General features: G+C 67.6%; 26 protein-coding genes. 11 read left to right on the top strand and 15 right to left on the bottom strand.

What is annotated here, in order from left to right; genetic code table 11:
* Positions 1-155 precede the first annotated feature (155 nt).
* The 8 genes from ABSY19_RS23295 to ABSY19_RS23260 form a co-directional block, all read right to left on the bottom strand.
* Positions 156-755, bottom strand: coding sequence for a S26 family signal peptidase (locus tag ABSY19_RS23295; RefSeq protein WP_308326665.1), 600 nt, complete (start codon positions 753-755; stop codon positions 156-158).
* Complete coding sequence (locus tag ABSY19_RS23290; RefSeq protein WP_108689692.1) at positions 752-1,309, bottom strand: DUF2840 domain-containing protein; 558 nt, start codon at positions 1,307-1,309, stop codon at positions 752-754. The genes ABSY19_RS23295 and ABSY19_RS23290 overlap by 4 nt, the downstream gene beginning before the upstream one ends.
* Positions 1,306-1,569 carry a chromosome partitioning protein ParB gene (locus ABSY19_RS23285; protein WP_308326666.1) on the bottom strand — a complete coding sequence of 88 codons (264 nt, stop codon included), beginning with the start codon at positions 1,567-1,569 and terminating at the stop codon, positions 1,306-1,308. The genes ABSY19_RS23290 and ABSY19_RS23285 overlap by 4 nt, the downstream gene beginning before the upstream one ends.
* Positions 1,566-2,204 carry a ParA family partition ATPase gene (gene parA / locus ABSY19_RS23280; protein ID WP_382156356.1) on the bottom strand — a complete coding sequence of 213 codons (639 nt, stop codon included), beginning with the start codon at positions 2,202-2,204 and terminating at the stop codon, positions 1,566-1,568. The genes ABSY19_RS23285 and parA overlap by 4 nt, the downstream gene beginning before the upstream one ends.
* Before the next feature lie 253 nt (positions 2,205-2,457).
* Positions 2,458-3,315, bottom strand: coding sequence for a replication initiator protein A (locus ABSY19_RS23275; protein ID WP_308326668.1), 858 nt, complete (start codon positions 3,313-3,315; stop codon positions 2,458-2,460).
* 26 nt (positions 3,316-3,341) lie between these two features.
* A complete protein-coding gene (locus tag ABSY19_RS23270) occupies positions 3,342-3,623 on the bottom strand; it encodes an AlpA family transcriptional regulator (protein ID WP_308326669.1) in 282 nt (93 codons plus the stop codon).
* Between the two features lie 83 nt (positions 3,624-3,706).
* Positions 3,707-4,513 carry a DUF2285 domain-containing protein gene (locus ABSY19_RS23265; RefSeq protein WP_308326670.1) on the bottom strand — a complete coding sequence of 269 codons (807 nt, stop codon included), beginning with the start codon at positions 4,511-4,513 and terminating at the stop codon, positions 3,707-3,709.
* 342 nt (positions 4,514-4,855) lie between these two features.
* On the bottom strand, positions 4,856-5,203 hold the full coding sequence (locus ABSY19_RS23260) for a DUF2958 domain-containing protein (protein WP_308326671.1): 348 nt from the start codon (positions 5,201-5,203) through the stop codon (positions 4,856-4,858).
* Between the two features lie 223 nt (positions 5,204-5,426).
* On the opposite strand from ABSY19_RS23260, the gene ABSY19_RS23255 reads away from it, so the two are divergent.
* The gene (locus tag ABSY19_RS23255; protein WP_308326672.1) at positions 5,427-5,720 is read left to right on the top strand and encodes a helix-turn-helix domain-containing protein; all 294 of its coding nucleotides are present in this window, start codon (positions 5,427-5,429) and stop codon (positions 5,718-5,720) included.
* A gap of 367 nt (positions 5,721-6,087) precedes the next feature.
* Here ABSY19_RS23255 and ABSY19_RS23250 read toward each other — a convergent pair whose 3' ends face one another.
* Entirely contained in the window at positions 6,088-6,402 is a 315-nt protein-coding gene (locus tag ABSY19_RS23250) for a DUF736 domain-containing protein (RefSeq protein WP_308326673.1), read from the bottom strand.
* A gap of 818 nt (positions 6,403-7,220) precedes the next feature.
* Here ABSY19_RS23250 and ABSY19_RS23245 point away from each other — a divergent pair.
* A complete protein-coding gene (locus ABSY19_RS23245) occupies positions 7,221-7,739 on the top strand; it encodes a GNAT family N-acetyltransferase (RefSeq protein WP_308326674.1) in 519 nt (172 codons plus the stop codon).
* 130 nt (positions 7,740-7,869) lie between these two features.
* On the opposite strand, the gene ABSY19_RS23240 is transcribed toward ABSY19_RS23245, so the two are convergent.
* From ABSY19_RS23240 to ABSY19_RS23215, 6 genes are all read right to left on the bottom strand, one after another.
* Positions 7,870-8,079, bottom strand: coding sequence for a hypothetical protein (locus ABSY19_RS23240; protein ID WP_308326675.1), 210 nt, complete (start codon positions 8,077-8,079; stop codon positions 7,870-7,872).
* A 63-nt stretch (positions 8,080-8,142) separates the two neighbouring features.
* Positions 8,143-10,200 (bottom strand): ParB/RepB/Spo0J family partition protein, encoded by a 2,058-nt coding sequence (locus ABSY19_RS23235; RefSeq protein WP_308326676.1) that lies wholly within the window; start codon positions 10,198-10,200, stop codon positions 8,143-8,145.
* Positions 10,201-10,265: 65 nt separating this feature from the next.
* Positions 10,266-11,096 carry a DUF932 domain-containing protein gene (locus ABSY19_RS23230; protein ID WP_308327310.1) on the bottom strand — a complete coding sequence of 277 codons (831 nt, stop codon included), beginning with the start codon at positions 11,094-11,096 and terminating at the stop codon, positions 10,266-10,268.
* A gap of 710 nt (positions 11,097-11,806) precedes the next feature.
* The gene (locus tag ABSY19_RS23225) at positions 11,807-12,085 is read right to left on the bottom strand and encodes a hypothetical protein (RefSeq protein ID WP_296337315.1); all 279 of its coding nucleotides are present in this window, start codon (positions 12,083-12,085) and stop codon (positions 11,807-11,809) included.
* Positions 12,086-12,150: 65 nt separating this feature from the next.
* A complete protein-coding gene (locus ABSY19_RS23220; protein WP_308326677.1) occupies positions 12,151-12,501 on the bottom strand; it encodes a DUF2958 domain-containing protein in 351 nt (116 codons plus the stop codon).
* Between the two features lie 283 nt (positions 12,502-12,784).
* On the bottom strand, positions 12,785-13,177 hold the full coding sequence (locus tag ABSY19_RS23215; RefSeq protein ID WP_296337311.1) for an ATPase: 393 nt from the start codon (positions 13,175-13,177) through the stop codon (positions 12,785-12,787).
* Positions 13,178-13,636: 459 nt separating this feature from the next.
* On the opposite strand from ABSY19_RS23215, the gene ABSY19_RS23210 reads away from it, so the two are divergent.
* The 9 genes from ABSY19_RS23210 (at position 13,637) to ABSY19_RS23170 (ending at position 22,660) form a co-directional block, all read left to right on the top strand.
* On the top strand, positions 13,637-13,840 hold the full coding sequence (locus tag ABSY19_RS23210; protein WP_291555203.1) for an excisionase: 204 nt from the start codon (positions 13,637-13,639) through the stop codon (positions 13,838-13,840).
* 127 nt (positions 13,841-13,967) lie between these two features.
* Positions 13,968-14,198: an XRE family transcriptional regulator gene (locus ABSY19_RS23205; RefSeq protein WP_291555214.1), complete on the top strand. Its 231-nt coding sequence runs from the start codon at positions 13,968-13,970 to the stop codon at positions 14,196-14,198.
* 3 nt (positions 14,199-14,201) lie between these two features.
* The gene (locus ABSY19_RS23200) at positions 14,202-15,467 is read left to right on the top strand and encodes a tyrosine-type recombinase/integrase (protein ID WP_291555201.1); all 1,266 of its coding nucleotides are present in this window, start codon (positions 14,202-14,204) and stop codon (positions 15,465-15,467) included.
* 38 nt (positions 15,468-15,505) lie between these two features.
* Positions 15,506-18,103: a DNA mismatch repair protein MutS gene (gene mutS, locus ABSY19_RS23195; RefSeq protein WP_382156354.1), complete on the top strand. Its 2,598-nt coding sequence runs from the start codon at positions 15,506-15,508 to the stop codon at positions 18,101-18,103.
* Complete coding sequence (locus ABSY19_RS23190) at positions 18,100-18,927, top strand: peptidase (protein WP_382156352.1); 828 nt, start codon at positions 18,100-18,102, stop codon at positions 18,925-18,927. Before mutS ends, ABSY19_RS23190 begins: the two co-directional genes overlap by 4 nt.
* Before the next feature lie 3 nt (positions 18,928-18,930).
* Positions 18,931-19,800, top strand: a complete 870-nt coding sequence (locus ABSY19_RS23185; protein ID WP_382156350.1) for an alpha/beta fold hydrolase — start codon at positions 18,931-18,933, stop codon at positions 19,798-19,800.
* A gap of 43 nt (positions 19,801-19,843) precedes the next feature.
* Positions 19,844-21,769, top strand: coding sequence for a PAS domain S-box protein (locus tag ABSY19_RS23180; RefSeq protein ID WP_382156348.1), 1,926 nt, complete (start codon positions 19,844-19,846; stop codon positions 21,767-21,769).
* 131 nt (positions 21,770-21,900) lie between these two features.
* The gene (locus ABSY19_RS23175; protein WP_382156346.1) at positions 21,901-22,332 is read left to right on the top strand and encodes a DUF2306 domain-containing protein; all 432 of its coding nucleotides are present in this window, start codon (positions 21,901-21,903) and stop codon (positions 22,330-22,332) included.
* Between the two features lie 37 nt (positions 22,333-22,369).
* The gene (locus tag ABSY19_RS23170) at positions 22,370-22,660 is read left to right on the top strand and encodes a 2TM domain-containing protein (RefSeq protein WP_382156344.1); all 291 of its coding nucleotides are present in this window, start codon (positions 22,370-22,372) and stop codon (positions 22,658-22,660) included.
* Positions 22,661-22,672: the final 12 nt, after the last annotated feature.

Here is a 22,672-nt window from a genome sequence, read left to right as displayed (position 1 = left end):
ACGTTCGAGGCAAGACGCCTGCACGTTGGACGGCTGCGCCGGATGTTGCGCGAGGCGCGGCGCGAATGCGCCCGCTCTACACGCGCGACGACACGGCAGCAGCGGCGAGAACGACATGCCCGATGGCACGCCGGAGCGCAGCGAATCGGCGGCCATCATGGGCGTGTCTCCAGCCACACCGGATGCGCAACGCCGATCACGGCGGACGCGCTGACTGGCCCGAAATAGCGGCTGTCGAACGACGCCGGATTGGTCACGCTCAACAGGAACAGCTCGCCCGGTTCGAGGCGGCGGCAAAGCTGCAAGGATGGCAGCGGCCGGCCCAGCCGGTCGGCAGGCAGCGCGGCGGCCGCAGGCACGCCGTCGATGCGTACCTGCCCGGCGACGATGCAAACGTGTTGCGGCGCGACCGCGCCCACACGTTTGAGCAGCGGAACGCGGGTCGGCAGGTAGCCGCGCTGCGCAGCCAGCATGGCGGCCCTGTCGGGCAGCGGCACCAGCACGATGCTGTCCACGGACAGCGGACGTGGCAGCGAGGCGGTGTGCGGGTCGAACGGTTCGATGCGATACCAGCCGACCGCTACGCTGTCGGACGGGTTGTAGGTCAGACGCGGCAGCGGCGACACGAAAGCCGCCCAGGCCAGCGCAGCGAGGCCGACGGCGGCGAAGCCCGCCAGCACGATGCGAGCGCGCGGGCGCGAGCGAGGATGCGGCGCGGCTTCGTGCGTGCATGTGGTGTTGGATTGGGTCGTCATGGCAGCGCCCTTCCAGCCAGCCAGGCAGCATGCCGCTCGGCGGTGTATTCGGGCAGCGGCAGGCGAGCCGCCAGACGGTTGCCCAGCGTGCGCCAGTACGCGGGCGACACGTCGATGGCGGCGATGCCCTGCGCGTCGATGCCGTCGATGCGTTCCAGCACGGCACGCACCGCGTTTTCGCCTTCGGCGTGCAGCAGCAGGCGTGCGCCCGGCCGCACACCGGGGATGCGCTGCATGTCGTCCAGCGGCGTGGCGGCTTGCATCACCATGAGCTGCCAGCGGATCGTGCCGTAGTCGTTTGCCTCCCAGCGCACACGGCAGAACATTGCACGCGGCAGGAACACCGCGCAGCGCCGCCAGCGGTCGAGCCGCAGCGTGCGTGCCGGTTCGCCGAAACGCAGGTAGAGCTTGAAGCGCGGTTCGATGTAGGCGAGCGATACGCGAGTCAGCGGCACGCTGCCAGCCTGGCCGGCGAGCGTCGAAAGCGAAGGCGGCGGCGCAGCAGCCGGTGCAGCCGTTGCCGCGTGAGCGGCAGGCAAGGCGGATGCGTTCATGGCAGGTTCTCCGGGCGCTTGTCGGGAAACTCCCGTTCCAGCAGGCCGCGCAGCAGTTCGGCCACGGTCACGCCTCGCGTGAAGGCCGACACCTTGATGCGCGCCCGCATGGCGGGCGTAATGTCGAGCGTCAGGCGGGCCGTGTAGAGGTCGCCCTTGTTGAGCGCATCGGCATCGCCCTGGCGAATCCACGCCTCGGCGTGCGGATTCGCGGGCGGACGCGCGCCGATGCCGACGCGCTTGCTGCGTGGGCCGCTCATGTCGGCCACCGCAGCAGTTCATCGGTGAGCGCGGCGATCTCGCGTGCGGCGGCGCTGTCGGGCGCGGTTTCGCGGGCGAGCCGGCCAGCGGCCACGCTGTCGGCGAAGACGATGCGCTGGTGGATCTCCGAGCGCAGCGCCGGCAGCGGCTGTTCGGCCAGCGACTGCCGCGCCTCCCTGCCGATGATGGTGGTGCTGACGCGCCGGTTGATGACGAAGGCCGCGCGCAGCGCAGGCCGGAACACCTGCGCTTCGCGGATCAGCGAAACCATCTCGGCGCTGGCCCACACGTCGTAGGGGCTGGGCTGCACCGGGATCAGCACGCGCTCGGCCGCCAGCAGCGCGGAGCGCGCCAGGGCGGCGATGCGCGGCGGGCCGTCGATGATGACGTGATCGGCGCGGCGGGCCAGCTCCGGCGCTTCCTGATGCAGCGTCTCGCGGGCAAGGCCCACGGCGCTGAACAGCCGTGGCAAGCCTTGCTGGCTTCTGCGCTGCGTCCAGTCGAGCGAGGAACCCTGCGGGTCGGCATCCAGCAGGATGACGTGCAGGCCGCGCATCGCCAGTTCGCCCGCGATGTGCGTGGCGAGCGTGGTCTTGCCGACACCGCCTTTCTGGTTGAGAAACGCGAAGATCATGGCGCGGCCCTCCTGGCTGGAAAGCCGGTCTTTCTCCTCTGCGCTTCGTGCTGCCTGGCGGTTGTCCACCAGGGCGCGGCGCCTCTACTACCGGTTAGAGCATTTGAGTTAGGGAAGTTAGGAGAGGCCGAAACCCGCGCCAGCATTGGCTTTGCGGCCGATTTTGTTGCCTGATAGCACGAGGATTCGTTGCCTGATAGCACGACACCTGTGTTGCCTGATAGCACGAGTCCGTCCACAGGCCACGCACCGCTTATCCCCGTGCCGTGGGCGGCACGGGCCGGAAGGTCAGCAGCGGCGAGGCAACGCCAGCGGCATGCTCGATGCCCAGCAGGTAGCCCGGCAGGGCTTGCCGCGCCACCAGCGCGCGCAAGTCGGCCGCGAAGTCGTAGAACCGCGCCACGCTGCCCGATTTGCGGTACAGGTGCTGGAAGTCGAACTGCCAGCCGCCCGGCTGCCGACCGCCGTGCTTCCTCACCAGCCGGTACAGCCAGCGCTCGATGCCGCCCGTGAGCCGGAAATACGCTGGGTCGATGGTCAGCACCAGGGCGGCGTCGAGCACGCCGGCATAGAACCAGTCTGGCAGGATCAGTTCGATGCCCAGCGGCGTGCCGCGGGCGTCGGCCATTTCCTTCCACTCGTTGATCCACGAGAAGCGGTGCAGACGCCGACCGCTCGTCTCCCGGATGGATGTGGCCACCGTAGTCGATTGCAGGCGATCCAGTGCGGCCTTGAGGCGCTGGTAGTCGCGCAGCGACGTACCGCGCCCGATGAAACGCAGCACCTCGTAGGGGCGCACCTGCATCAGCCGCGATGGACGCAGGCCCGCGTCGCGCGCTTCCACGATCTGCGAGGCGGCCCAGATCAGCACGTCGGCGTCCCAGATTGTGGCGATGCCGTGCTCGGCCGTGCCTTCCACGCGGATCGTCACGTCGCCAGCGCGGAAGTCGATCGGCGCCGTGCGCCGCGACTTGGCCAGCGAGAAGAACGGAAACGCCATCAGGTCCTGGCTGTCGCGCGGCGCCATGTCGCCCGGCAGGGCGCGGAACAGGTCGAGCTGTTCGCGTTCCGGCACGGGCCGCTGCCGGGACGGCAGCGCAGGACTGGACATGGCGAAGGCCACCCGCGCGCCGGCGTTCAGCGCGCACGGCTGTCCGCCGCATGGTGCTCGGCGTACTCGGGATCGGACGTGCTGTCGAAGCTGCGCTCGGCGGCCCAGGCATCGAGGTCGGCCACGGCGTACATGACTCGGCGGCCGAACTTGCGGAACTTGGGTCCACCACCCAGCACGCGCTGCTTCTCCAGCGTGCGCGGCGACAGCCGCAGATAGTCGGCGGCTTCGTCGTTGGTCAGGTAGCGTTGGGGTTGGGCCGTCGTGGCAACGGCAGCGGCGGCAGGCCGCAAGGGAGCGGGACGCATGGCGAGAACCTCCATCGGTTGCAAAGCTCCGGCCGCACAGCGCAACCGGATGGAGGCAGTCTCAGAAAACGCGGCCTTCCTGCTCAGGGCCGATCTGCGCCGGATGCAGAACGACCCTTCTCAAGCGGCGCAAGCTGTGCTAAGCGGCGGTAGCCGCCGCGCATCAGCGCATCGCCGCGCTGCACCAGACGGCGCACCCTGGAGCGCAGGCCACCGTCGCTATACCAATCGGCCACGGCGTCCACACCGAACAACCCTTCGGCCGCTTCGCGCAAGGACGCACCCGCCAGGGTCGCGTCTAGCGCCTGCAGGGTGTGCAGTTCTTGCAAGGCAGCAGGCGTGGGCCGTCCGCGAGCCGCCGCCGCAGGCGTGGCCGCAGTCGCTGCGGTCAACGCATCCAGCCCGGCCGCCAGCGCGCGGTAGCGAGCGCATGGCGAGGCGCAGGTCCGCATGGCGCAGAGGCAGGCCATGCCGTCTTCCAGGCCCGGCCCGAGCGCGAGACGCACGCAGCAGCCAGGCCAGTGCGCTGTCAGCACGAGGCGCTTGCCGTCGTGGATCAGGTGCTTGTGGCCGGGGACATTCCAGAACTCGAAGGCGCCGGCATCTGGCGGTGGATCGTCGTCGGCGTAGAGATGCACCACGGCCTCATGGTCGGGGAACCAGGCCGGATGCGCGTCACGCGCATCCAGGGCTGGATCTTCCAGCAGGCGCAGGCCCCAGGGCTGCGCCGCTGGATGCGCCGCTTGCGATCTGCGATGACGGCGCAGCCAGTCGAGCCGGTAATCGGGATTCCTGCGCAGGTATTCCCAAGCCAGAGCAGGAGCATCGAGGTGCAACACGTAGAGGTACGCGGCCGTCGGATACCAAGGCGCGGTGCGGTGATCGGTCATGGCGAAGCTCCCTTTAAACACAGGAGCAGCGCCACAAACATCACCGCGCAAGCATCATCGCATCAGGCCCCAATCGTAAAAAAACTGGTCAGAGCGTAAATCTTGTGTCAAGACGATTTGAATCCGGTACATTGCACAAAACCGTCTAAAAAGCTTGCTGTAGCGCATGAGAACAAGCCGTCTCCTGCGACGCCCACACTGCCGCACGCCGCGCCAGCCATCATGGCTGTTTGCGCCAGAGTTGCCCCGTGCCGGTGCAACAGCGCAGATTGAGACCTGACGGGTCTGAAGCCAGACGAAAATGGCCTCAATGCGCCCCGGCTGCTCCGGAACGCGAACGGCTCAATCGACGATGGAGCCGTTCTCCCGGGCCAGTCTCAGGTATTCGGACAGTGGGCGTACTGCCTGGAAATACCGGTCCCGCATCACGAGCTGTTGGCGTGGCCCGACGATGGCAGCCAGATCCGACAGCTTGATTTCCCCCAGATCCGGCATTCCCAATCCCAGGTCGATCAGGCCCCAGGCAGTGTCGCCATCGGCGGGGTTCAGCGCGGCCAGCAGCCAGGTAGCGTGCGCGTCCGGCGTGAACAACCGCACCACGGGCCGCGGGTCGATGGCTTCGCCAGCGGCGCGAGCCTGGCCGTGGGCCAGCAGTTGCCTGTGCTCGTCCTCGGTGGTGAGTCGGTTCATGGGGCGGCCCCTTCTTTGAACAAATCCGCCGAAGCGTGAAAGCGCGAAGCCGCATCGGCGCATTTGGGGAAAGGCACGAATGCGGTTTTACGGTTCTGTGGGAATCAGCGCAAGCGGGTTTCCGTGCAGGCGCAAAAGCGGGAAAGCGCAGCGATGAATACTATAGATTGTAGTCCTATAGGGCGCAATCGGCTGTCATCTTGGATTTTGCGGAGATCCAAGCTTGGCAGCGAAGCACACATTGTCGGAGGCGTTGAAGACCATCAGGAAGGCGCGGGGGTTGAGCCAAGAGGCCTTCTCCAACGTGTCCAGCCGCACCTACATGAGTTCGCTGGAGCGCGACCTGAAAAGCCCGACCCTGAACAAACTGGCCGAGCTGTGCGAGGTCATGGAGGTCCATCCGCTCACGCTGCTGACACTGGCCTATGCTGGTGACGACACGCGGCGGGCCGAGCGGCTTCTGGCGCAGGTGCGGCAGGAGCTGGAGGCCGTGACGCAGCAGGCCGATGCGCCGTAGCGCGCGCATCGGTGCTCGCCAGGCCGATCCGGCGCAGCTGGTTCGGCGGTATCGAGGGGCGCCAAGCCCTGCGCGGCGGGGATAGCCCGCAGGGCTTTGCCCTGGAGAGTGCGAGCGTCAGCGCGCAGCGCCGCAGGCGCGAAGGCGTGAGGGATTGAAGCCGGATGGCCGTGACGGCGAAGGCGGCACGGGGCGCAGCCCGAAAGCCCGGCGGTGCAAAGCACCGACACGCCATGCCGCATCCGCAGCCACGAACCCAACGCATAGGGAAGCAGCCTGACATAGCCCACGCTCCAACGGTCCTGCCTCCTTGCTACGCTGCCCAGCAACACAGCGCCCCGCCGCGAGGGGCGGGGCGCTGCGGCGGTTACGCCGCCTGGGGCTTGTTGCGCGACCAGATCAGGTCGTGCGTGCCGTCCTCGCCTTCGATCAGGCGGGCATAGACGGTGGCCGGGAACGAAGGATCGTCGAGGGTCACGGACACGTAGGGCCGTTCGGCTTTGCTGACCTTCTTCCATGCCGCACCGATGTCGTGGCCAGCGACCTGCACGCGGAAGTCGGGGGCGTTGTCGTTGTCGCCCTTGTCGTTGGGGACGATCTTGACCTTGACGTTGAGCGTCAGGGTGCGCAGCGTGCCGGTGAAGCCGTCTTTCTCCGCGGTGAAGGTGCCGATGTTTGCCATGATGAATCTCCTTACGGTTGAACAAGGTTCGCGCCCATCGCGTCCTTGTTGTGATCCGGCCGGCGGGGGACGGGCTGGCTGCACCGCGTGCGGGCGCAACGCAGTGGAGCACCTGGAAGACCAAATAATTTGTCCCGCGAGGAATGCGCGCAGCGCAGGGGAAATTATTTGGGCTGGAAGGTTGCAGCCACAGAAGCCCGAGGCGCAGCCGCGCCCCCGCCAGGATTCACAACGAGACAAGGACGCCCTGGGCCGAACCACCCCGGAAGGAGTCATGGTCCACTCGGCATCCCGCGCTGCACGGCTTCACCGGCTAGTCTTCCTGACACTGGCAAGGGCCACGCCCAACGACTGGTGAGCACGCCCCCAACACCCGCGGCGTCTGGTATGAAGCGCGGCGTGGAAGCCCATCGCAAGGCCAGTCGGCGTGTCCGTGAACCGCCCCTCGTGACGACCAGGCAACGAACCGCCAGCGTCAAGGACGGCACGCATTCGTGCAACCTGCCGTAGCAAGCTCCGGCGTATCTGCCCGTCGCCCCCGCCCCTCGCGTCGGGACGCTGATCCGGCCGATCCGGCGCAGCCCGATTCGGCGGTATCGAGGGGGGTGCCAAGCGCAGCGCGGCGGGGATAGCCCGCAGGGCTTTCCCCTGGAGGCAAGCGAAGCGCGCAGCGCCACAGGCGCGAAGGCGTGAGGGATTGAAGCCGAATGGCCGTGACGGCAAAGACGGCACGGGGCGCAGCCTGAAAGCCCGGCGGCGCATCGCGCCGACACGCCCAGGTCGTTCTATATTTTCAGGAAAGAATCCAAGACAAGCCCATGACCCTCCAGCTACGACACGAGACCCCGGACGACATTGCTGCCATCGAAGCCGTCACGACGGCCGCTTTTGCCGATGCGCCGCACACCAGCCACACCGAGCAATTCATCGTGCGTGCCCTGCGCGCCACCAATGAACTGACGCTTTCCATCGTGGCCGAGGAGCATGGGCAGATCGTCGGCCACGTCGCACTGTCCCCCGTCACGATCACCGATGACCAGGGACGGAAGGCCGATGGCTGGTACGGGTTGGGGCCGATCTCCGTCCTGCCGCAAAGGCAGGGGCACGGCATCGGCTCGCGCCTGATGGAACAGGCGCTGTCTGAACTGCGGGCCATGCGAGCCGCTGGTTGCGTGCTGCTAGGCGATCCCGCGTACTACGGGCGCTTTGGCTTTCAGGCCCATGCGGGCCTGCAACTGCCGGGCGTGCCGCCCGGCTACTTCATGGCGCTGGCCCTGCATGGGCCAGTGCCCGAAGGCATCGCGCGCTACAGCGATGCCTTCAACGCCGCCGCCTGAGCCAACGCGAAGGCGGCGGCGTTCTGGCTGGGCTGTTGGCCTTGAACACCGGGCGCGGCCACTGCCGCGCCCGGATTTTGCGTTTCACCGCGCCCAGGACGGAACGGCCTGGGCGCGGTGCTGATCGCGGTTATTCCTTCGTTTCGATGAGCCACCACACGGCACGCGGCAAGGCGCGGCCCGTGATGGGGTGAATGTCGGTGAGGTCGGCGCGGGCCGTCCAGCCCGAGGGCGGGCGGTAGCCGCGCACGTCGCCTGCGCCGTGCCAGCGGCGGGCGCGCACCGTGCCGGGAGCGTAGATCGCCGCCATGCGCGGGCGGCTGGTGGCGGTGCGGGTCATGGGGGGCTTCTCCTTCCAGCAAAGCGCCCCGGTCGAGGCCGGGGCGCTTGCCTTCGGCGCGGGTCAAGCGGCCAGCGCCTCGGCGGGTTCATCCGCCATTGCTTCGGCATCCTCCGGGGCGTGCTGCTCCGGGCATGCCTCCTGCACCGCATCCTGCGGGCCTGCGGCCTTGAAGATGGCGGGCATCCAGCCCGTGCCATCGGCCAGCCGCTCGGCTTCGCTGGCAATGTCGGCCTTCTTCAACTTCGCCAGCCGGGTGACGGATTCCGGGGCAAACGCGCCTACGGCATCCAGAATCACGGCCTTGGAAACATGCTTGAAGTAGCCTTCTGCGGTTGGCTTCCACCATGCGGCCATGTCGAGGCCCACGGCCTGCGCCAGTTCCGCGCCGGGCTGGTGCGGCGTGGCGCGGGGCGTCACCACGTCCACCGTGGAAGCCACGCACACGGCCAGCAGCCGCACCAGTTCGTCTTGCGGCTTCGCCAGCAGCTCGGCGAACAGTTCGGCGCTGTCCTCCGGCAAGGCTTCGCCGGCCACCTGTTGCAGTTCACGGAGTGCCACGGCGGCGGGAGATTCCGGCCAGTCAGGGGCCATGCCTTCCAGCCGGTCTTGCAATTTCAGGCCCACGCCCAGCGGCAAATCGTGGCCGTAGTGGCGTTCCTGCAAGACGGTCTGCACCATGCCATGCACCAGCGCGGCCAGCGCGACGTGCGGATGCCGTGCGACTTCGATTTGCAGCGCCGCCGTGCGGTGGGCGCTCAACCGCTGCGCCAGCCGGTCGGACATGGCGGCGGTCTTGGGCTGCCTGTCGTCGTCTCCGTCCTCGCCTTCGTCGTCGTTCTCGGATTCGCCTTCGCTGCCGAACCCTTGGCGTAGCCTTTCCAGCGTGCGCAGCGCCTTGGCCTCGGCCTCGCGCATCAAGCCGCGATGAATCACGGCCTCGCCGTTGCGGTCGATGGTGACGATCGCACCGGCTGCGGCCTTCACGTTCGCGCCGTAGTCCTGCAAGCCATCTTCCAGCGCCTGCAACTGCTCGCCCACGGTTTCGCCTTCCTCCTGCAAGGCGTCGGCCTTGTCCTCGTCGTCGGCGTCCAGCGCAGCATCCACGGCTTCGGCCAGTTCGTGCATCTTGGCTTGCAGCCTCTCGATGCGTGCCGCTTCGCGCTTGTTCGGTTCGCGGCGCTCCTTCGGTGCGCGTTGGAAAGCGTGCAGGTCGGCATGGGTCACGCCCGGCGTGGCATCCACCCACGCCCAACCCTCGACGCGGACAGTGGCGGCGATGCCTGCCAGCTTGTCTTGCGCCAGCCGTTCCAGCAGCGCGGCATCGGTCAGATACACGCCCGCGTCATCTTCCGCGAACAGGTCACGGCGGATGCCACCGCCTGCGGCCTCGTAGGTGTCCAGCCCGACGAAGCGCACCAGCGGATGCCGGTAGGCGTCGATTTCGCGCTCGGTGAGGCGTTCGCGCAGCGCGGACGGGCCGCGCTGCCAGGTTGGCGCATCGTAGAACGCGCTTTCCTGCGCGGCGTGGTCATCGGTGATGGCAAGGGCCATCAACTGGTCAAGGCTCACGGCATCGGCGCGATAGTCAGCCATGAGGCGGGGCGAGACGTTCGCCAGCTTCAATCGGCGCTGCACCACCAGCGGCGTAACGGAGAAATCTGCCGCAATGTCCTCGATGGGACGGCCTTCGGCCACCAGCGCGGCGAAAGCCTCGAACTGGTCTGCGGGGTGCATGGCTTCGCGCTGCACGTTTTCGGTGAGGCTGGCCGTGCGGGCGGTGCCATCGGCCACCAGCAGGCAAGGCACTTCCCATTCCTTGCTGATGCGGTGCTTTTTCGCCAGCAGCTTGAGGGCTGCGAGGCGTCGGCCACCGGCCACGACTTCGTAATGCTCGCCATCGGCGGATGCAATGACGATCAGGTTTTGCAGCAGGCCCACGCGCTGGATGCTCGCAGCCAGTTCGGGGATGGACATGCGCGGGGTCTTGCGCACGTTGCGGCCCGTGGGGCGCAGCACCAGCCGCGACAGCGGAACCAGAATCAGGTTCTTGGTCGGGTCGGCGGCTTCCAGCGCGGGGGCTTGGATGGCGCGGGCTTCGGTTTGGGTAACGGCGTTCATAGCGAATCTCCAATCGAGTGAAACAAGGGAATGGAGGGGAACCGCCCCTCCGGCGGGGGAACGGTTCAGGCTTTCAACTGGCGCAGGCCATCGGCCAGCATCCAGAGGGCGCGGTTCAGGCGCACATCGGAATCAATGCCCTGCACGGGTCGGGTCTGCTGGCGGCGTCCGTTGGCGCTGCGGCCATGCAATCCGCCCTTGGTCAAGTTCTCCTGCGTGCGGTTGAACACGCTCCACAGGTCGGGGCGGCGGTCGTCGAACCGGCGCGGCATCAGGATTTGCGATTCGGTGATGGGCGCGGGCTTGTTGTCGGCGGGGTCGTACTTGAGGGCCAGCGCGGAACGGGCGAACACTTCGGACTCGCCTTCGTCCAGCGTGATTGCGCGCATGGCATCGCGGGATTCCTTCACGCGCTCGAAGCCGCTCAACACCTCGAAAGCGCCTTCGATGACGGAACCGGCCACGTCGCCCTTGTGGGGCACGCGCACGTCCGCCACGGTGTCGCCGCAGACAAGGCCATTGCTGCAAACGAAGCGGAACATTCCGGCCAGCATCTGATAGCTGCTCGTGCCGTCATGGGAGTTCAGCAGCACGATTTCGTTAGCCTCCGCGCCGTTGATCTGGCTGGCATGGCGCAGGCGCAGCATGTGTTTCGTGTGCTCGCGCTTGCCTTCATCGCGCACGCGGGTCTGCGTCACCATGAAAGGCTGAAAGCCTTCTTTGCGAAGCTCGGTCAGTACGGCGGCGGTGGGGATATAGGCGTACCGCTGCGAACGGCTTTCGTGCGGGGCATCCGCGAAGATGGACGGGGCCACGCGATGAATCTGGTCATCGGACAGCGGGTAGTCGCTGCGCAGCGCCGGGGAGTGGGAAGCGAAGCGGGATGCGAGTTGCATGCTCTTTCTCCTGAACAAAATGGCTGTTGAAGAAAACCGCACACCGGATTCCTAGATTCGGAGCCCAGCCTTTCGGCTGTTCGGTGCGGTCGGCACGAGGAACCCGGTTGGCCCTGTTGCCACCGTCTTTCCTGAGTTCATCGCCCGCGACGAAAGGGAGCCCGTGGACGGGGGCCGTCAAGGAGACAAGCGCAGGGTTGGTGCGGCCCGCAGGCGCAGCCGAGGACACGGCCCTGCGCGCCTTGACGGCACCAGGCCGCGGGCTACAGTCGCGGACAAGGTGATGAAGTCAGGGGAGACGGCTGGACATGGCAACGGCCATCCCTGTGTGCCGAACCGCACGGCAAGCGAAGCGCGCAGGCCCGAAGCTAGAAGCCGGGCCGGAGGCGTCAGCCGAGCGGAGCGAGGGAACGATGGAAGCCCGAAGGGGCGAGACGCCGCAGGCGGCTCGATGCGCTACGCGCACGACAGCGCGACCGGCCATCTCCCAGGTGGCCGGGGACGCCCAGACTTCATAGGTGAAGGAACCACAGGATCAGGATGAGCACATGCAAGGCCGTGTGGATCTGCTGCGAATGCGGTCTGGCCGATCCGGCGCAGCCGAGTCGGCGGTGTTCAGGGGCGCCAAGCCTGCGCGGCGGGGATAGCCGGCAGGGCTTTCCCCTGGAGGCAAGCGCAGCGCGCAGCGCCCCGTGAGGGGCGCGTAGGCATCACGCCGAGTCGTCAGGACGCAGGCTGGATTCCGATACCGGCATGCACGGCGATGACGAGTCCAGCAAGTAGCGCGCACCGCGTGCGTACAGGCCCGAAAGCCCGCTGGGCCGATAGAACCCGGTGACACGACGCCGGAACTGCGCACCGAATTCGTTGGTGAAGATCACCGCGTCTCCGATCTTGAAGCGCAAGGGCTGGCCGTTCTCCGGCGCGAATGGCTTGAACGCATCGTGCTGCGCCGTGATTTCGATGATGTAGTCGTGATGGCTGCTCATGGCATGGATCTCCTGCGAAGGTTGGGAAAGCGCAAGGAGCGCCTTGCGGCGCTCCCAGGGCCGGCTCAGACAACAACCCGGCCAGCCAGTCGCGCATCGCGCGCATAGGCGCTCAACCGCTTCTCGGCGCGGAAAGACAGGTCGCGCTCGATCGGCAGGCCCAGCCCGCCGCGCACCGCCGCCAGTTCGCCCAAGCTGACCCAGCCGATTTCCGGCGCCCCCAGGCCCAGGTCACAAAGACCAAAGGCGTGGTCGTGGTCATCGGGATCAATCGCGGTCAGCAGCCAGGTCGCGCCGGCGTCCGGCGTGAACAGCTTGACCACGGGGGCCGGATCGAAGTCCGGGTTCTCCAAGGATTCGCGGCCGTTGGCCAGCAGCACGACGCGCTGCTCGTCAGTGATGAGTGCGTTGTTCATGGTGGAATTGCCCGGCCCTTCCGGGGCACGGCGCAGCGCAAGCAGTCAGGGGTCGAAGACGGCCACGGGCCGCAAGCGCCACTGGCGCGCAGCCCTTGACGGCGAGAACGCCGTGGCACGATGAAGGGAACAGCAAGACCGCCTCCCTCGCACCTCCACTCACCCGGTTTTTTGGCAAGCGAAGCGCGCAGCGCCGCAGGCGCGGAGACAGATACCGGGGCGCAGCAAAAAGAAAGGTGCGCCGCTCCCGAAGGAACGACGCACCGAAGGAAGCGCGGCGCGATCAGTTCGCCGCCGGCGCTGTCATCGACTGCAACTGCTCGATCACGCCAGGCTCAACGAAGACGCAAGCCTGCTCGTCCGCGATCGGCACGTTGAACACCTGCGCGAACACCGTGCGCCGCAGATGGGCCAGCCGGCCCGTCCGGTATGCCTGTTCGGGCTTCATGCGCCCGCCGGCCTGCGAGCCGCTGCGCTGCGGATCGCATTCGACCAGCGCGACAAAGCCATCGTCGGACAGCTTCTGATGCTCGGGGCACAGGCCCCAGCCGGTCGCCGTATGGCGCTCCATGCTCGCGCGCAGGCGCTTGTCCAGCAGAATGGCGCCGGTATCGAACGCCGTGCCGCAGACCAGGCAAACGTGCTGTTCGAGGGAAACGTGTGATTTGTCGTTCATGACGGTTCTCCGGTTGCAAGGGCGGAATTGCCCGGAACCGTCGCCCTCACGGCGCAGCGCAGCAGTCAGGGGTCGCAGACGGCCGCTAGGACGCAAGCGCGCATTGCGCGCGCAGCCCTTGCACGGCGAGAACGCCGTGATACGGTGAAGGGACACAGCAAGACCGCCCCCTCACACCACCCCACACACGCGGGGTTTTCGGCAAGCGGAGCGCAGGCCCGTCAGGGCCGAAGGCGTCAGGGATCAAAGCCGAATGGCCGCGATTCGGCACGAAGCGCGGGGCGCAGCCCGCGAGCCCGACGGCGGCACGCCGGGACGCCATGTCGATGCCTGCTGACGCCCGTCTACGCTCAGGTACGCCCACGCGGGTTTTCTGTTTGGCGTCCAACTCGCACACTTAGCCAGACACCCGGCCATGGAGCTTTCGCACGAATGGTCGCGTCGTGAGCGGAGGTCAACATGGGCAATCCGAGCCAGTGGGTACTCATCAAGCGCTTCGCCGAAATCACCGGCTATAGCGAGAACGCCGTGCGGCACAAGATCAAGGGCGGCATCTGGATCGAGGGCCGCATCTGGCGGAAGGCCCCTGACGGACGAATTTTCGTGAACCTGGGCGAGTTCGAGCGCTGGGTCGAGAGCGATGCACTTGCCCACTCCTTCTAGCCCCTTCGGCAAGACGACGGCCATGATGGCGATCCAAGAAAATGGTTATGCACTCATTGAGCGTATAATCTGCCCGCGTAGTTCCCTCCCGGCCGCACCTGCGGATCGGGCTTTCGCTACCGGCGCCATGAACGCCCCAAAACCTCACGACCCTACACCCGACGCCATCCGCAAAGCCCGCCTCGCCGTGGGGCTCACGCAGACAGAAGCCGCGCACACCGTGCGCGCTTCCCTGCGTGGGTGGCAGCAATGGGAGGCCGGCGATCGAGCCATGCCACCCGGCCTGTTTGAGCTGTTCATGCTCAAGACCGGCCAGTGGCCCCTCGATGGCATCACGGAAGGGCAACCTGTGAGGTAAACCATGGCAAAGGCAGCAGCAACCAGCACGGGGTTTCCCGGCGTCGAAGTGCGCGGCAACTCGATCCGCGTCTTTTTCATGTACAAGCGTGATAGGCATGCCCATACGCTTCCCCTAGAGCCGACCCGCAACAACATCAAGCATGCCGACCAGTTGCGCAGCGCGGCACTGTTCGCGTTGAGGAACGGCACCTACAACGAGGCCGACTTCTTCCCGCATTCACGCTCTGCCGCGAGCTTGCCCCTTGGCGGCAAGCGTGTGGGCGAACTGTGCGACCGCTACAAGCCGCTGAAGGCGGTGGACATCACACCGGAAACACAATCGCGCTACGAAGTCGCTCTCGACATCTGCGTGGACACGCTCGGCCGCACGCGCATGGTCGATGCCCTGCTCCCCGAGGACATCCAGAAGCTGCGCGTGGACCTGATCGCCACGCGGGCCGTGTCCACGGTAAACCACTATCTGGCGACGTTCTCCGGCTTCCTCTACTGGTGCGAGAACAACCACTACTGCGGCGAACTCGGCAAGCATTGCGTGCGCTTCACCAAGAGCATCAAAGATCCTGACCCGCTGACTTACGAAGAGTACCTGGCGCTCATCGAGAAGGGATGCTTGCATCCCATCGACAAGGCCGCCGTGACGGTGGCGGTCTATACCGGGCTTCGGCCGGGCGAGCTGTGCGCCTTGGCCGTGGAGGACGTGGCACCGGATTTCAGTCATATCAAGGTGCGCCGTTCGGTAACGCAGTCGGTGACGTTCAAAGTGCCCAAGACGAAGAAGGAGCGCACCGTGCTGCTGCAGCCGCCGGCGCGCGAGGCACTGAAGGTGCTGGTCGCCGATGCGGAGCAGCGCGAGACGGCCGACCTGACCGTATGGCTCAATCGGCATGAATCGCGCATCGACCACGTGCGTGTGCTCCTGTCGCCGAAGACGCAGGCACGCAAGGCGGTCGTGAACGACTACTTCGTGCCAAGCGCCTGGAACACTAAGTGGGGCAACCTCATCCGGCGCGCGGAGATTCGTGCACGGCCGGCCTATCAGACTCGCCACACCTTCGCCTGCTGGAACCTGACGGCCCGGGGCAACCTGGCCTTCATCGCCAACCAGATGGGGCACAAGGACTACTCGATGCTGGTGACGGTCTACGGACGATGGATAGACACGGAGTCCTCCAGGGAACTTGAGCGCATCTGGGAGGGCATGCAAAACATGGCTCGGATTACACCAAAATTACACCAAGAAGCGATTGAGGAGTCCGTAAGTTGTTGATTTCAAATGATAAATTAGACTTCTCTACGCACACGCCCATGATGCAGCAGTACCTCGGCCTGAAGGCTGGGCATCCGAACACGCTGCTGTTCTACCGCATGGGCGATTTCTACGAGCTGTTCTTTGCGGACGCGGAGAAGGCCGCGCGCCTGCTGGACATCACGCTCACGCAGCGCGGCCAGTCGGCCGGCCAGCCGGTGATCATGGCCGGCGTGCCCTTCCACTCGGTGGACACCTACCTGGCGCGCCTGATCAAGCTGGGCGAGTCGGTGGCGATCTGCGAGCAGGTGGGCGACGTGGCGACGGCCAAGGGGCCGGTGGAGCGCAAGGTGGTGCGCGTGGTGACGCCGGGCACGCTGACGGACAGCGAGCTGCTGTCGGACAAGTCCGAAGCGCTGCTGATGGCGGTGCACCCGGGTGCGCGCACGGGTTGCGGGCTGGCGTGGATGTCGGTCACGCAGGGCATCGTGTTCCTGGCGCAGTGCGCGAGCGACGAGCTGGCCGACTGGGTGGCGCGCGTCTCGCCCGGCGAGGTGCTGTACAGCGCCGACGCCACGCCCGCGTTCGAAAAATCGGTGCAGGCCCTGGCCAGCCAGAGCGGCAGCAACGGCGGTCGGCTGGTGGCGGTGTTGCGCCCGGCCTGGGCGTTCGACGCCGCGCTGGGCCAGCGCAAGCTGCTGGAGCAGTTGCAGGCCGCGAGCCTGGCCGCCTGGGACGCGCAGGACATGCCGGACGCGCACGCGGCCGCCGCCGCACTGCTGAACTACGCCGAACACACGCAGGGCCGCGCGCTCACGCACGTGAGCAGCCTGCAGGTGGCGCGCAGCGGCGAGCGCATCGACCTGCCGCTGAACACGCGGCGCAACCTGGAACTGACGCAGACGCTGCGCGGCGAGACCAGCCCCACGCTGTTCTCGCTGCTGGACGTGTGCTGCACCGGCATGGGCAGCCGCGCGCTGCGCAGCTGGCTGCTGGAGCCCCGGCGCGAGCGCGCGGAGGCGCGCGCGCGGCTGGCCGCCATCGACACGCTGCGCGGTGGCCTGTGGCAGTCGCTGCGGCAGTCGCTCAAGGGCGCGAGCGACGTGGAGCGCATCACCGCGCGCACGGCGCTGCGCCAGGTCAAGCCGCGCGAGCTGGTGGGCCTGGGCCAGACGCTGGAGCGCGCGCGCCAGCTGGCGGCGCAGCTGGGCCCGCAGGCCGCTGGCGGTCTGCTTCATGGCATTGCCGCGCACCTCACGCCACCCGAGGGCTGCGCCGAGCTGTTGCGCGACGCGCTGCTGCCCGAGCCGGCCGCGCTGGTGCGCGATGGCGGCGTGATCGCCGACGGCTTCGATGCCGAGCTGGACGAGCTGCGTGGCATCCAGAACCACAGCGATGCCTTCCTGATCGAGCTGGAGCAGCGCGAGCGCGCGCGCACCGGCATCGCCAACCTGCGCGTGCAGTTCAACAAAGTGCATGGCTTCTACATCGAGGTCACGCAAGGCCAGGCCTCCAAGGTGCCGGACGACTACCGCCGCCGCCAGACGCTGAAGAACGCCGAGCGTTTCATCACGCCCGAGCTCAAGGCCTTCGAGGACAAGGCCTTGTCGGCGCAGGACCGCGCGCTGGCGCGCGAGAAGTGGCTGTACGACCACCTGCTGGACGAGCTGCAGGCCTACATTCCCGTGCTCACGCAGCTGGCGCGCGCCATGGCCGCGCTGGACGCGCTGTGCGCGCTGACCGAGCGCGCGCTCACGCTGAACTGGTGCGCGCCGCAGTTCGTGCCCGAGCCCTGCATCGACATCCGCGGCGGCCGCCACCCGGTGGTGGAGGCGCGGCTGAACGAAAGCTCGGGCGGCAGCTTCATCGCGAACGACACCGTGATGGGCCCCAAGCAGCGCATGCAGGTGATCACCGGCCCCAACATGGGCGGCAAGAGCACCTACATGCGGCAGGTGGCGGTGATCGTGCTGCTGGCCAGCATGGGCAGCCACGTGCCGGCCACCTCGTGCCGCCTGGGCCCGATCGACGCCATCCACACCCGCATCGGCGCGGCCGACGACCTGGCCAACGCGCAGTCGACCTTCATGGTGGAGATGACCGAGGCCGCGCAAATCCTGAACGCCGCCACGCCCGAGAGCCTGGTGCTGATGGACGAGATCGGCCGGGGCACATCCACCTTCGACGGTCTGGCGCTGGCCGGCGGCATCGCCACGCACCTGCACGACAAGTCGCGCGCCTACACGCTGTTCGCCACGCACTATTTCGAGCTGACCGAATTCCCCGCCAGCCACCACGCGGCGGTGAACGTGCACGTGAGCGCGGTGGAGTCGGGCGGCAAGGGCGGTGGCGGCATCGTGTTCCTGCACCAGATCGAACCGGGCCCGGCCAGCCGCAGCTACGGCATCCAGGTGGCTCGCCTGGCCGGCGTGCCGGCCGGGGTGGTGCAGCATGCGCGCCACGCCCTGGCCGCTCTGGAGGCCCAGAGCGAAGAAAGCCGCAGCCAGGTGGACCTGTTCGCGCCCCCACCTGCCACACTGGAGCCTGAAGCGCACCCGCTGCAGGCGGCCGTGGCGCAGATCGACCCCGACACCCTGAGCCCGCGCGAAGCGCTGGAACAGCTTTACGCCCTCAAGAAACTCGCTGCCTCATCATGACTTACTGCGTCGCCGTCAAACTCAACGCGGGCATGGTCTTCCTCTCCGACTCGCGCACCAACGCGGGCCTGGACCAGATCAGCACCTTCCGCAAGATGATCGTCTATGAAAAGCCGGGCGACCGCTTCATGTGCCTGCTGTCGGCGGGCAACCTGAGCATTTCGCAGTCGGTGCGCGAGATCCTGCAGGTGGAGCAGCTCACCGACCCCGATGGCGGCGAGCCCATCACGATCTGGAACGCCAAGAGCATGTTCGATGCCGCGCGCGTGCTGGGCTCGGCGGTGCGCCACGTGTACGAACGCGACGGCGATGCGCTGCAGCGCGCGGGCGTGGATTTCAATGCCTCCATGATCTTCGGCGGCCAGGTGCGCGGCGAGGGCATGCGCCTGTTCCAGGTGTATTCGGCCGGCAACTTCATCGAGGCCACGTCGGAGACCCCGTTCTTCCAGATCGGCGAGTCGAAGTACGGCAAACCGGTGCTGGACCGCGTGATCGCGCCCGAGACGCCGCTGGACGAGGCCGCCAAATGCGTGCTGGTGTCGATGGACTCCACGCTGAAGTCCAACCTGTCGGTGGGTCTGCCGCTGGATCTGGCGGTGTACGAGGCCAACATGCTGCAGTCCGACAAGATCACCTGCATCGACAACGACAACCCCTACTTCCGCATGCTGCACAAGACCTGGGGCCAGAAGCTGCGCGAGGTGTTCGACGAGATCGAGGACCCGACCTGGGACGACGCGCACACCGACGTGCCGCTGCTGAGCGACAACCCGCGCAACGCGCCGCTCAAGAAGATCACCAACGCCCGAGAGAAGCTGATCTGAGGCATGTCGCTGATCGTCTTTTCCCACGCCAACAGTTTCCCCGCCAGCACCTACGGGGTGCTCTTCAAGTCGCTGCGCGCCCGAGGCCACACGGTGCGCGCGGTGGACCGCTTCGGCCATGAGCCGCAGTACCCGGTGACCAGCAACTGGCCCCATCTGGTGCAGCAGCTGGCGGACTTCGCCGCCCCCGAGGTGGAGCGCCACGGCCAGGGCGCCTGGCTGGTGGGCCATTCGCTGGGCGGCTTCCTCAGCCTCATGTGCGCCGCGCGCCACCCCAAGCTGGGCGGCCACGCGGTGCGCGGCGTGGTGCTGATCGACTCGCCGGTGCTCGGTGGCTGGCGCGCGCGCACGCTCGAGCTGATCAAGCGCACGCAGCTGGTGGGCTCGGTCTCGCCGGGCAAGGTGAGCCGACGCCGGCGGCACAGCTGGCCCGATGCGCAGACCGCGCACGCCCATTTCAGCAGCAAGAAGGCGTTCGCCCAATGGGACCCGCACGTGCTGCGCGACTACATCCACCACGGCACGCGCGACGCGGCCGACGCGCAAGGCCGGCCGCACCGCGTGCTGGCCTTCGACCGCGAGGTGGAGACCGCGATCTACAACACCCTGCCCCACAACCTGGACCGCCTGCTGCGCCGCCACCCGCTGCAATGCCCGGTGGGCTTCATCGGCGGCACCGATTCGCAGGAAATGAAGCAGGTGGGCATGGCGATGACGCTGCGCCTGGTGGGCAAGGCGCACCCCGAGCGGCTTCGCATCCTGGAGGGCAGCCACCTGTTCCCGATGGAAAAGCCGCTGGAGACGGCCGCCGCCATCGACGACGTGCTGGGCGCCCTGGCCCCCGCCGGCCGGCCTCCGGGACGCCCCGCCTGACACGAGCCGGTGTAAGCTGGGCACCCCCTCGGACCGCGCGCCCATGACGACCCCACCGTCCTCCACGAACCTGCTGCAGCAAGGCTGGCAGCGCGCGGCGAACTGGCAACCCGAAGAACACAGCCTTTGGCTTCGCTGCGCCGTGGCCGTGCTGCTCACCTTCGCGGCCGTCTGGCTGCGCATGGCGCTGGCGCCGGCCGATTCGGGCGGGCGCTTCATCACCCTCTCGCTCGCGACCGCGCTGGCCGCGCTGTACGGCGGCTTCCTGCCCGGCATGCTCAGCGCGGTGCTGGGCACGGTGTTGATCAACTTCCTGATGGTCAAGCCGTACTGGAGCCTGGCGATCGACCACCCGGTCGAGGCCTTCTGGCTCAACCTCTGGCATCTGCTGGCGCAGATCGTGGTGGTGGGCGCCATCACCCTGATGCAGCGCCGCAACCAGCGTTTTCAGGAGGCCACCGAGCAGCTCCAGCAAAGCAAGCGGCAGCTGGAAGACACGTTCGAACAGAGCGCCACCGGCATGGCGCACAACGACCTCCATGGCCGCTGGATCCGCCTGAACCAGACCTATTGCGACATCGTGGGCTACACGAAGGAAGAAATGCTGACCAAGCATTTCCGCGACTTCACCCACCCCGACGACCTGGAGCTGGACATGCGCCAGCTCAAGCGCACGCTGGCCGGCGAGATCAACCACTACAGCTTCGAGAAGCGCTACATCCACCGGCAGGGCCATGTGGTCTGGGCGCACGTCACCATCTCGCTGGTGCGCAAGGCCTCGGGCGAGCCGGACTACCTGATCGCGGTGGTGCAGGACATCAGCGCGCGCAAGGCCATCGAGGACGCGCTTCGCACCAGCGAGCACCTGCTGCGCCAGGCCCATGGCCTGGCGGGCCTGGCCAGCTGGCGCGCCGACCTGACCACCGGGCGCTTCGTCACGCTGGCGGGCTCGCACGAAATCCTGGGCCTGCCTTCGGCGGACTTCAGCACCCAGGACCTGGTCGCGCTGACACACCCCGACGACTTTCCAAGGGCATTCGAGCTGTGGAAGCTCGCGGTGCAGGGCAAGGCCGACTACCACATCGAGTACCGGCTGCTGTTCGGCGGCGAAGAGCACTGGTTCCTGGTGCAGGCCGAGTTCGAGCGCGACGCGCAGGGCCGCGCGGTGCGCGCGCTCGGCGTGATCCAGGACGTGACCAAGCGCAAGCGCGCGGAGCTGGAGATCCAGCAGCTCAACGCCTCGCTGGAGCAGCGCATCCACCGCCGCACCGAGGCCCTGAAGGCCGCCTACGACGAACTGGAAAGTTACTCGTACGCGGTGGCGCACGACCTGCGCTCGCCGCTGCGCATCATCAACGGCTTCGCGCAGGCGCTGCACGAAGACAACCCCGGCATGGGCAGCGACAGCCAGTCGCACCTGCAGCGCATCACGGCCGCGAGCAAGAAGATGGGCGAGCTGATCGATGGCCTGCTCACGCTGTCGCAGTTCGCGCGCGGCGAGCTGCAGCGCAAGCCGGTGCACCTCAGCGCCATCGCCACCCGGCTGCTGGAGGAGTTCGCGGGCGCCGAGCCGCAGCGCCGGGTGCGCTGGCAAATCGAGCCCGGGCTGCATGTGATGGCCGACCCGGCCCTGGTGGAGGCCTTGATGCAGAACCTGCTGCACAACGCCTGGAAATACACGGCGAACACGCCCGAGGCGCTGATCCGCGTGGAGGGTGCCTACGAGCACGGCCAGCAGCGCTTCAGCGTGCTCGACAACGGCGCGGGCTTCGACATGGCGCGCGCGGCCAAGCTGTTCCAGCCTTTCCAGCGGCTGCACATGCCGCACGAGTTCAGCGGCCTGGGCATCGGCCTGGCCACCGCGCTGCGCATCGTGCAGCGCCATGGCGGGGAACTGCAGGCCAGCGCCGAGCCTGGGCGCGGCGCCACCTTCAGCTTCACGTTGAGCGCCAAACCCCTGGCGAGCTGAGCTCCCGCGCCTGCATTTCGCGCCGCGCTGGCGGCGTTTCACCCCAGGCTTCGGCGGTTCGGTCGCAGGGCACTGGCACCCGGGCGGCGCCCCCGGCACAGTGCGCTCCATCCCCTCCGATGGAGCCCACCATGCAACTCACGCCCCTCATCGCCGTTCACATGACCGCCGCCATCGCCGCCGTGCTGCTGGGCCCGGTGGCGCTCTGGGCGCGGCGCGGGCACGCCGCGCGCCAGGCCCGCAGCCAGCGCCCGCGCCTGCACCGCGCCATCGGCTACGCCTGGGTCACGCTGATGCTGGTCACCGCGATCTCGGCCATCTTCATCCGCGATTTCAAGCTGCCCAACATCGCGGGCTACACGCCGGTGCACCTGCTGGTGCCCATCGTCTTCGGCAGCCTGTTCCTGGCGTTCCGCGCCCTGCTGCGCGGCAACGTGAACACCCACCGCCGCGTGATGGTGTGGCTGTACGTGAGCGCCTGCCTGGTGGCCGGCGCCTTCACCCTGCTGCCCAGCCGCTACCTGGGCGGCCTGGTCTGGCACCAGTGGCTGGGCCTGGCCTGAACCCTTCCTTTCTTTCCCCCTTGAACTGGAGCACACCATGAACCTCTCGAACCCCCAACACCAGGACCTGGACCGCCTGGCACGCCGCCGCGCGGGCGCCCGCATGGGCTGGTACGTGCACGCGCTGGTCTTTCTTTCGGTCAACAGCGTGCTGGCCATGCTGTCCTTCTCCAGCGGCCGCCATTGGGCCGTCTACCCCGCGCTGGGCTGGGGCCTGGGCCTGCTGATCCATGGCCTGGTGGTCTGGCTCGTGCTGGGTGGCGGCGGGCTGCAGCAGCGCCTGGTGGCGCAGGAGCGCGAGCGGCTGCAGCGGGAACACGGCCGGTGAGCCCCGTAGCGG

It is taken from the genome of Hydrogenophaga sp. ANAO-22 (assembly GCF_042466645.1).
GTDB lineage: Bacteria > Pseudomonadota > Gammaproteobacteria > Burkholderiales > Burkholderiaceae_C > Hydrogenophaga.
The sequence above is the reverse complement of the archived record's forward strand: the minus strand, read 5'-3'. Positions and strand labels throughout refer to the sequence as shown.

Coding starts and splice junctions, on each gene's coding strand:
- ABSY19_RS23295 (WP_308326665.1), bottom strand. CDS start 755: ATGACGACCCAATCCAACACCACATGCACGCACGAAGCCGCGCCGCAT.
- ABSY19_RS23290 (WP_108689692.1), bottom strand. CDS start 1,309: ATGAACGCATCCGCCTTGCCTGCCGCTCACGCGGCAACGGCTGCACCG.
- ABSY19_RS23285 (WP_308326666.1), bottom strand. CDS start 1,569: ATGAGCGGCCCACGCAGCAAGCGCGTCGGCATCGGCGCGCGTCCGCCC.
- parA (WP_382156356.1), bottom strand. CDS start 2,204: ATGATCTTCGCGTTTCTCAACCAGAAAGGCGGTGTCGGCAAGACCACG.
- ABSY19_RS23275 (WP_308326668.1), bottom strand. CDS start 3,315: ATGTCCAGTCCTGCGCTGCCGTCCCGGCAGCGGCCCGTGCCGGAACGC.
- ABSY19_RS23270 (WP_308326669.1), bottom strand. CDS start 3,623: ATGCGTCCCGCTCCCTTGCGGCCTGCCGCCGCTGCCGTTGCCACGACG.
- ABSY19_RS23265 (WP_308326670.1), bottom strand. CDS start 4,513: ATGACCGATCACCGCACCGCGCCTTGGTATCCGACGGCCGCGTACCTC.
- ABSY19_RS23260 (WP_308326671.1), bottom strand. CDS start 5,203: ATGAACCGACTCACCACCGAGGACGAGCACAGGCAACTGCTGGCCCAC.
- ABSY19_RS23250 (WP_308326673.1), bottom strand. CDS start 6,402: ATGGCAAACATCGGCACCTTCACCGCGGAGAAAGACGGCTTCACCGGC.
- ABSY19_RS23245 (WP_308326674.1), top strand. CDS start 7,221: ATGACCCTCCAGCTACGACACGAGACCCCGGACGACATTGCTGCCATC.
- ABSY19_RS23240 (WP_308326675.1), bottom strand. CDS start 8,079: ATGACCCGCACCGCCACCAGCCGCCCGCGCATGGCGGCGATCTACGCT.
- ABSY19_RS23235 (WP_308326676.1), bottom strand. CDS start 10,200: ATGAACGCCGTTACCCAAACCGAAGCCCGCGCCATCCAAGCCCCCGCG.
- ABSY19_RS23230 (WP_308327310.1), bottom strand. CDS start 11,096: ATGCAACTCGCATCCCGCTTCGCTTCCCACTCCCCGGCGCTGCGCAGC.
- ABSY19_RS23225 (WP_296337315.1), bottom strand. CDS start 12,085: ATGAGCAGCCATCACGACTACATCATCGAAATCACGGCGCAGCACGAT.
- ABSY19_RS23220 (WP_308326677.1), bottom strand. CDS start 12,501: ATGAACAACGCACTCATCACTGACGAGCAGCGCGTCGTGCTGCTGGCC.
- ABSY19_RS23215 (WP_296337311.1), bottom strand. CDS start 13,177: ATGAACGACAAATCACACGTTTCCCTCGAACAGCACGTTTGCCTGGTC.
- ABSY19_RS23210 (WP_291555203.1), top strand. CDS start 13,637: ATGGGCAATCCGAGCCAGTGGGTACTCATCAAGCGCTTCGCCGAAATC.
- ABSY19_RS23205 (WP_291555214.1), top strand. CDS start 13,968: ATGAACGCCCCAAAACCTCACGACCCTACACCCGACGCCATCCGCAAA.
- ABSY19_RS23200 (WP_291555201.1), top strand. CDS start 14,202: ATGGCAAAGGCAGCAGCAACCAGCACGGGGTTTCCCGGCGTCGAAGTG.
- mutS (WP_382156354.1), top strand. CDS start 15,506: ATGATGCAGCAGTACCTCGGCCTGAAGGCTGGGCATCCGAACACGCTG.
- ABSY19_RS23190 (WP_382156352.1), top strand. CDS start 18,100: ATGACTTACTGCGTCGCCGTCAAACTCAACGCGGGCATGGTCTTCCTC.
- ABSY19_RS23185 (WP_382156350.1), top strand. CDS start 18,931: ATGTCGCTGATCGTCTTTTCCCACGCCAACAGTTTCCCCGCCAGCACC.
- ABSY19_RS23180 (WP_382156348.1), top strand. CDS start 19,844: ATGACGACCCCACCGTCCTCCACGAACCTGCTGCAGCAAGGCTGGCAG.
- ABSY19_RS23175 (WP_382156346.1), top strand. CDS start 21,901: ATGCAACTCACGCCCCTCATCGCCGTTCACATGACCGCCGCCATCGCC.
- ABSY19_RS23170 (WP_382156344.1), top strand. CDS start 22,370: ATGAACCTCTCGAACCCCCAACACCAGGACCTGGACCGCCTGGCACGC.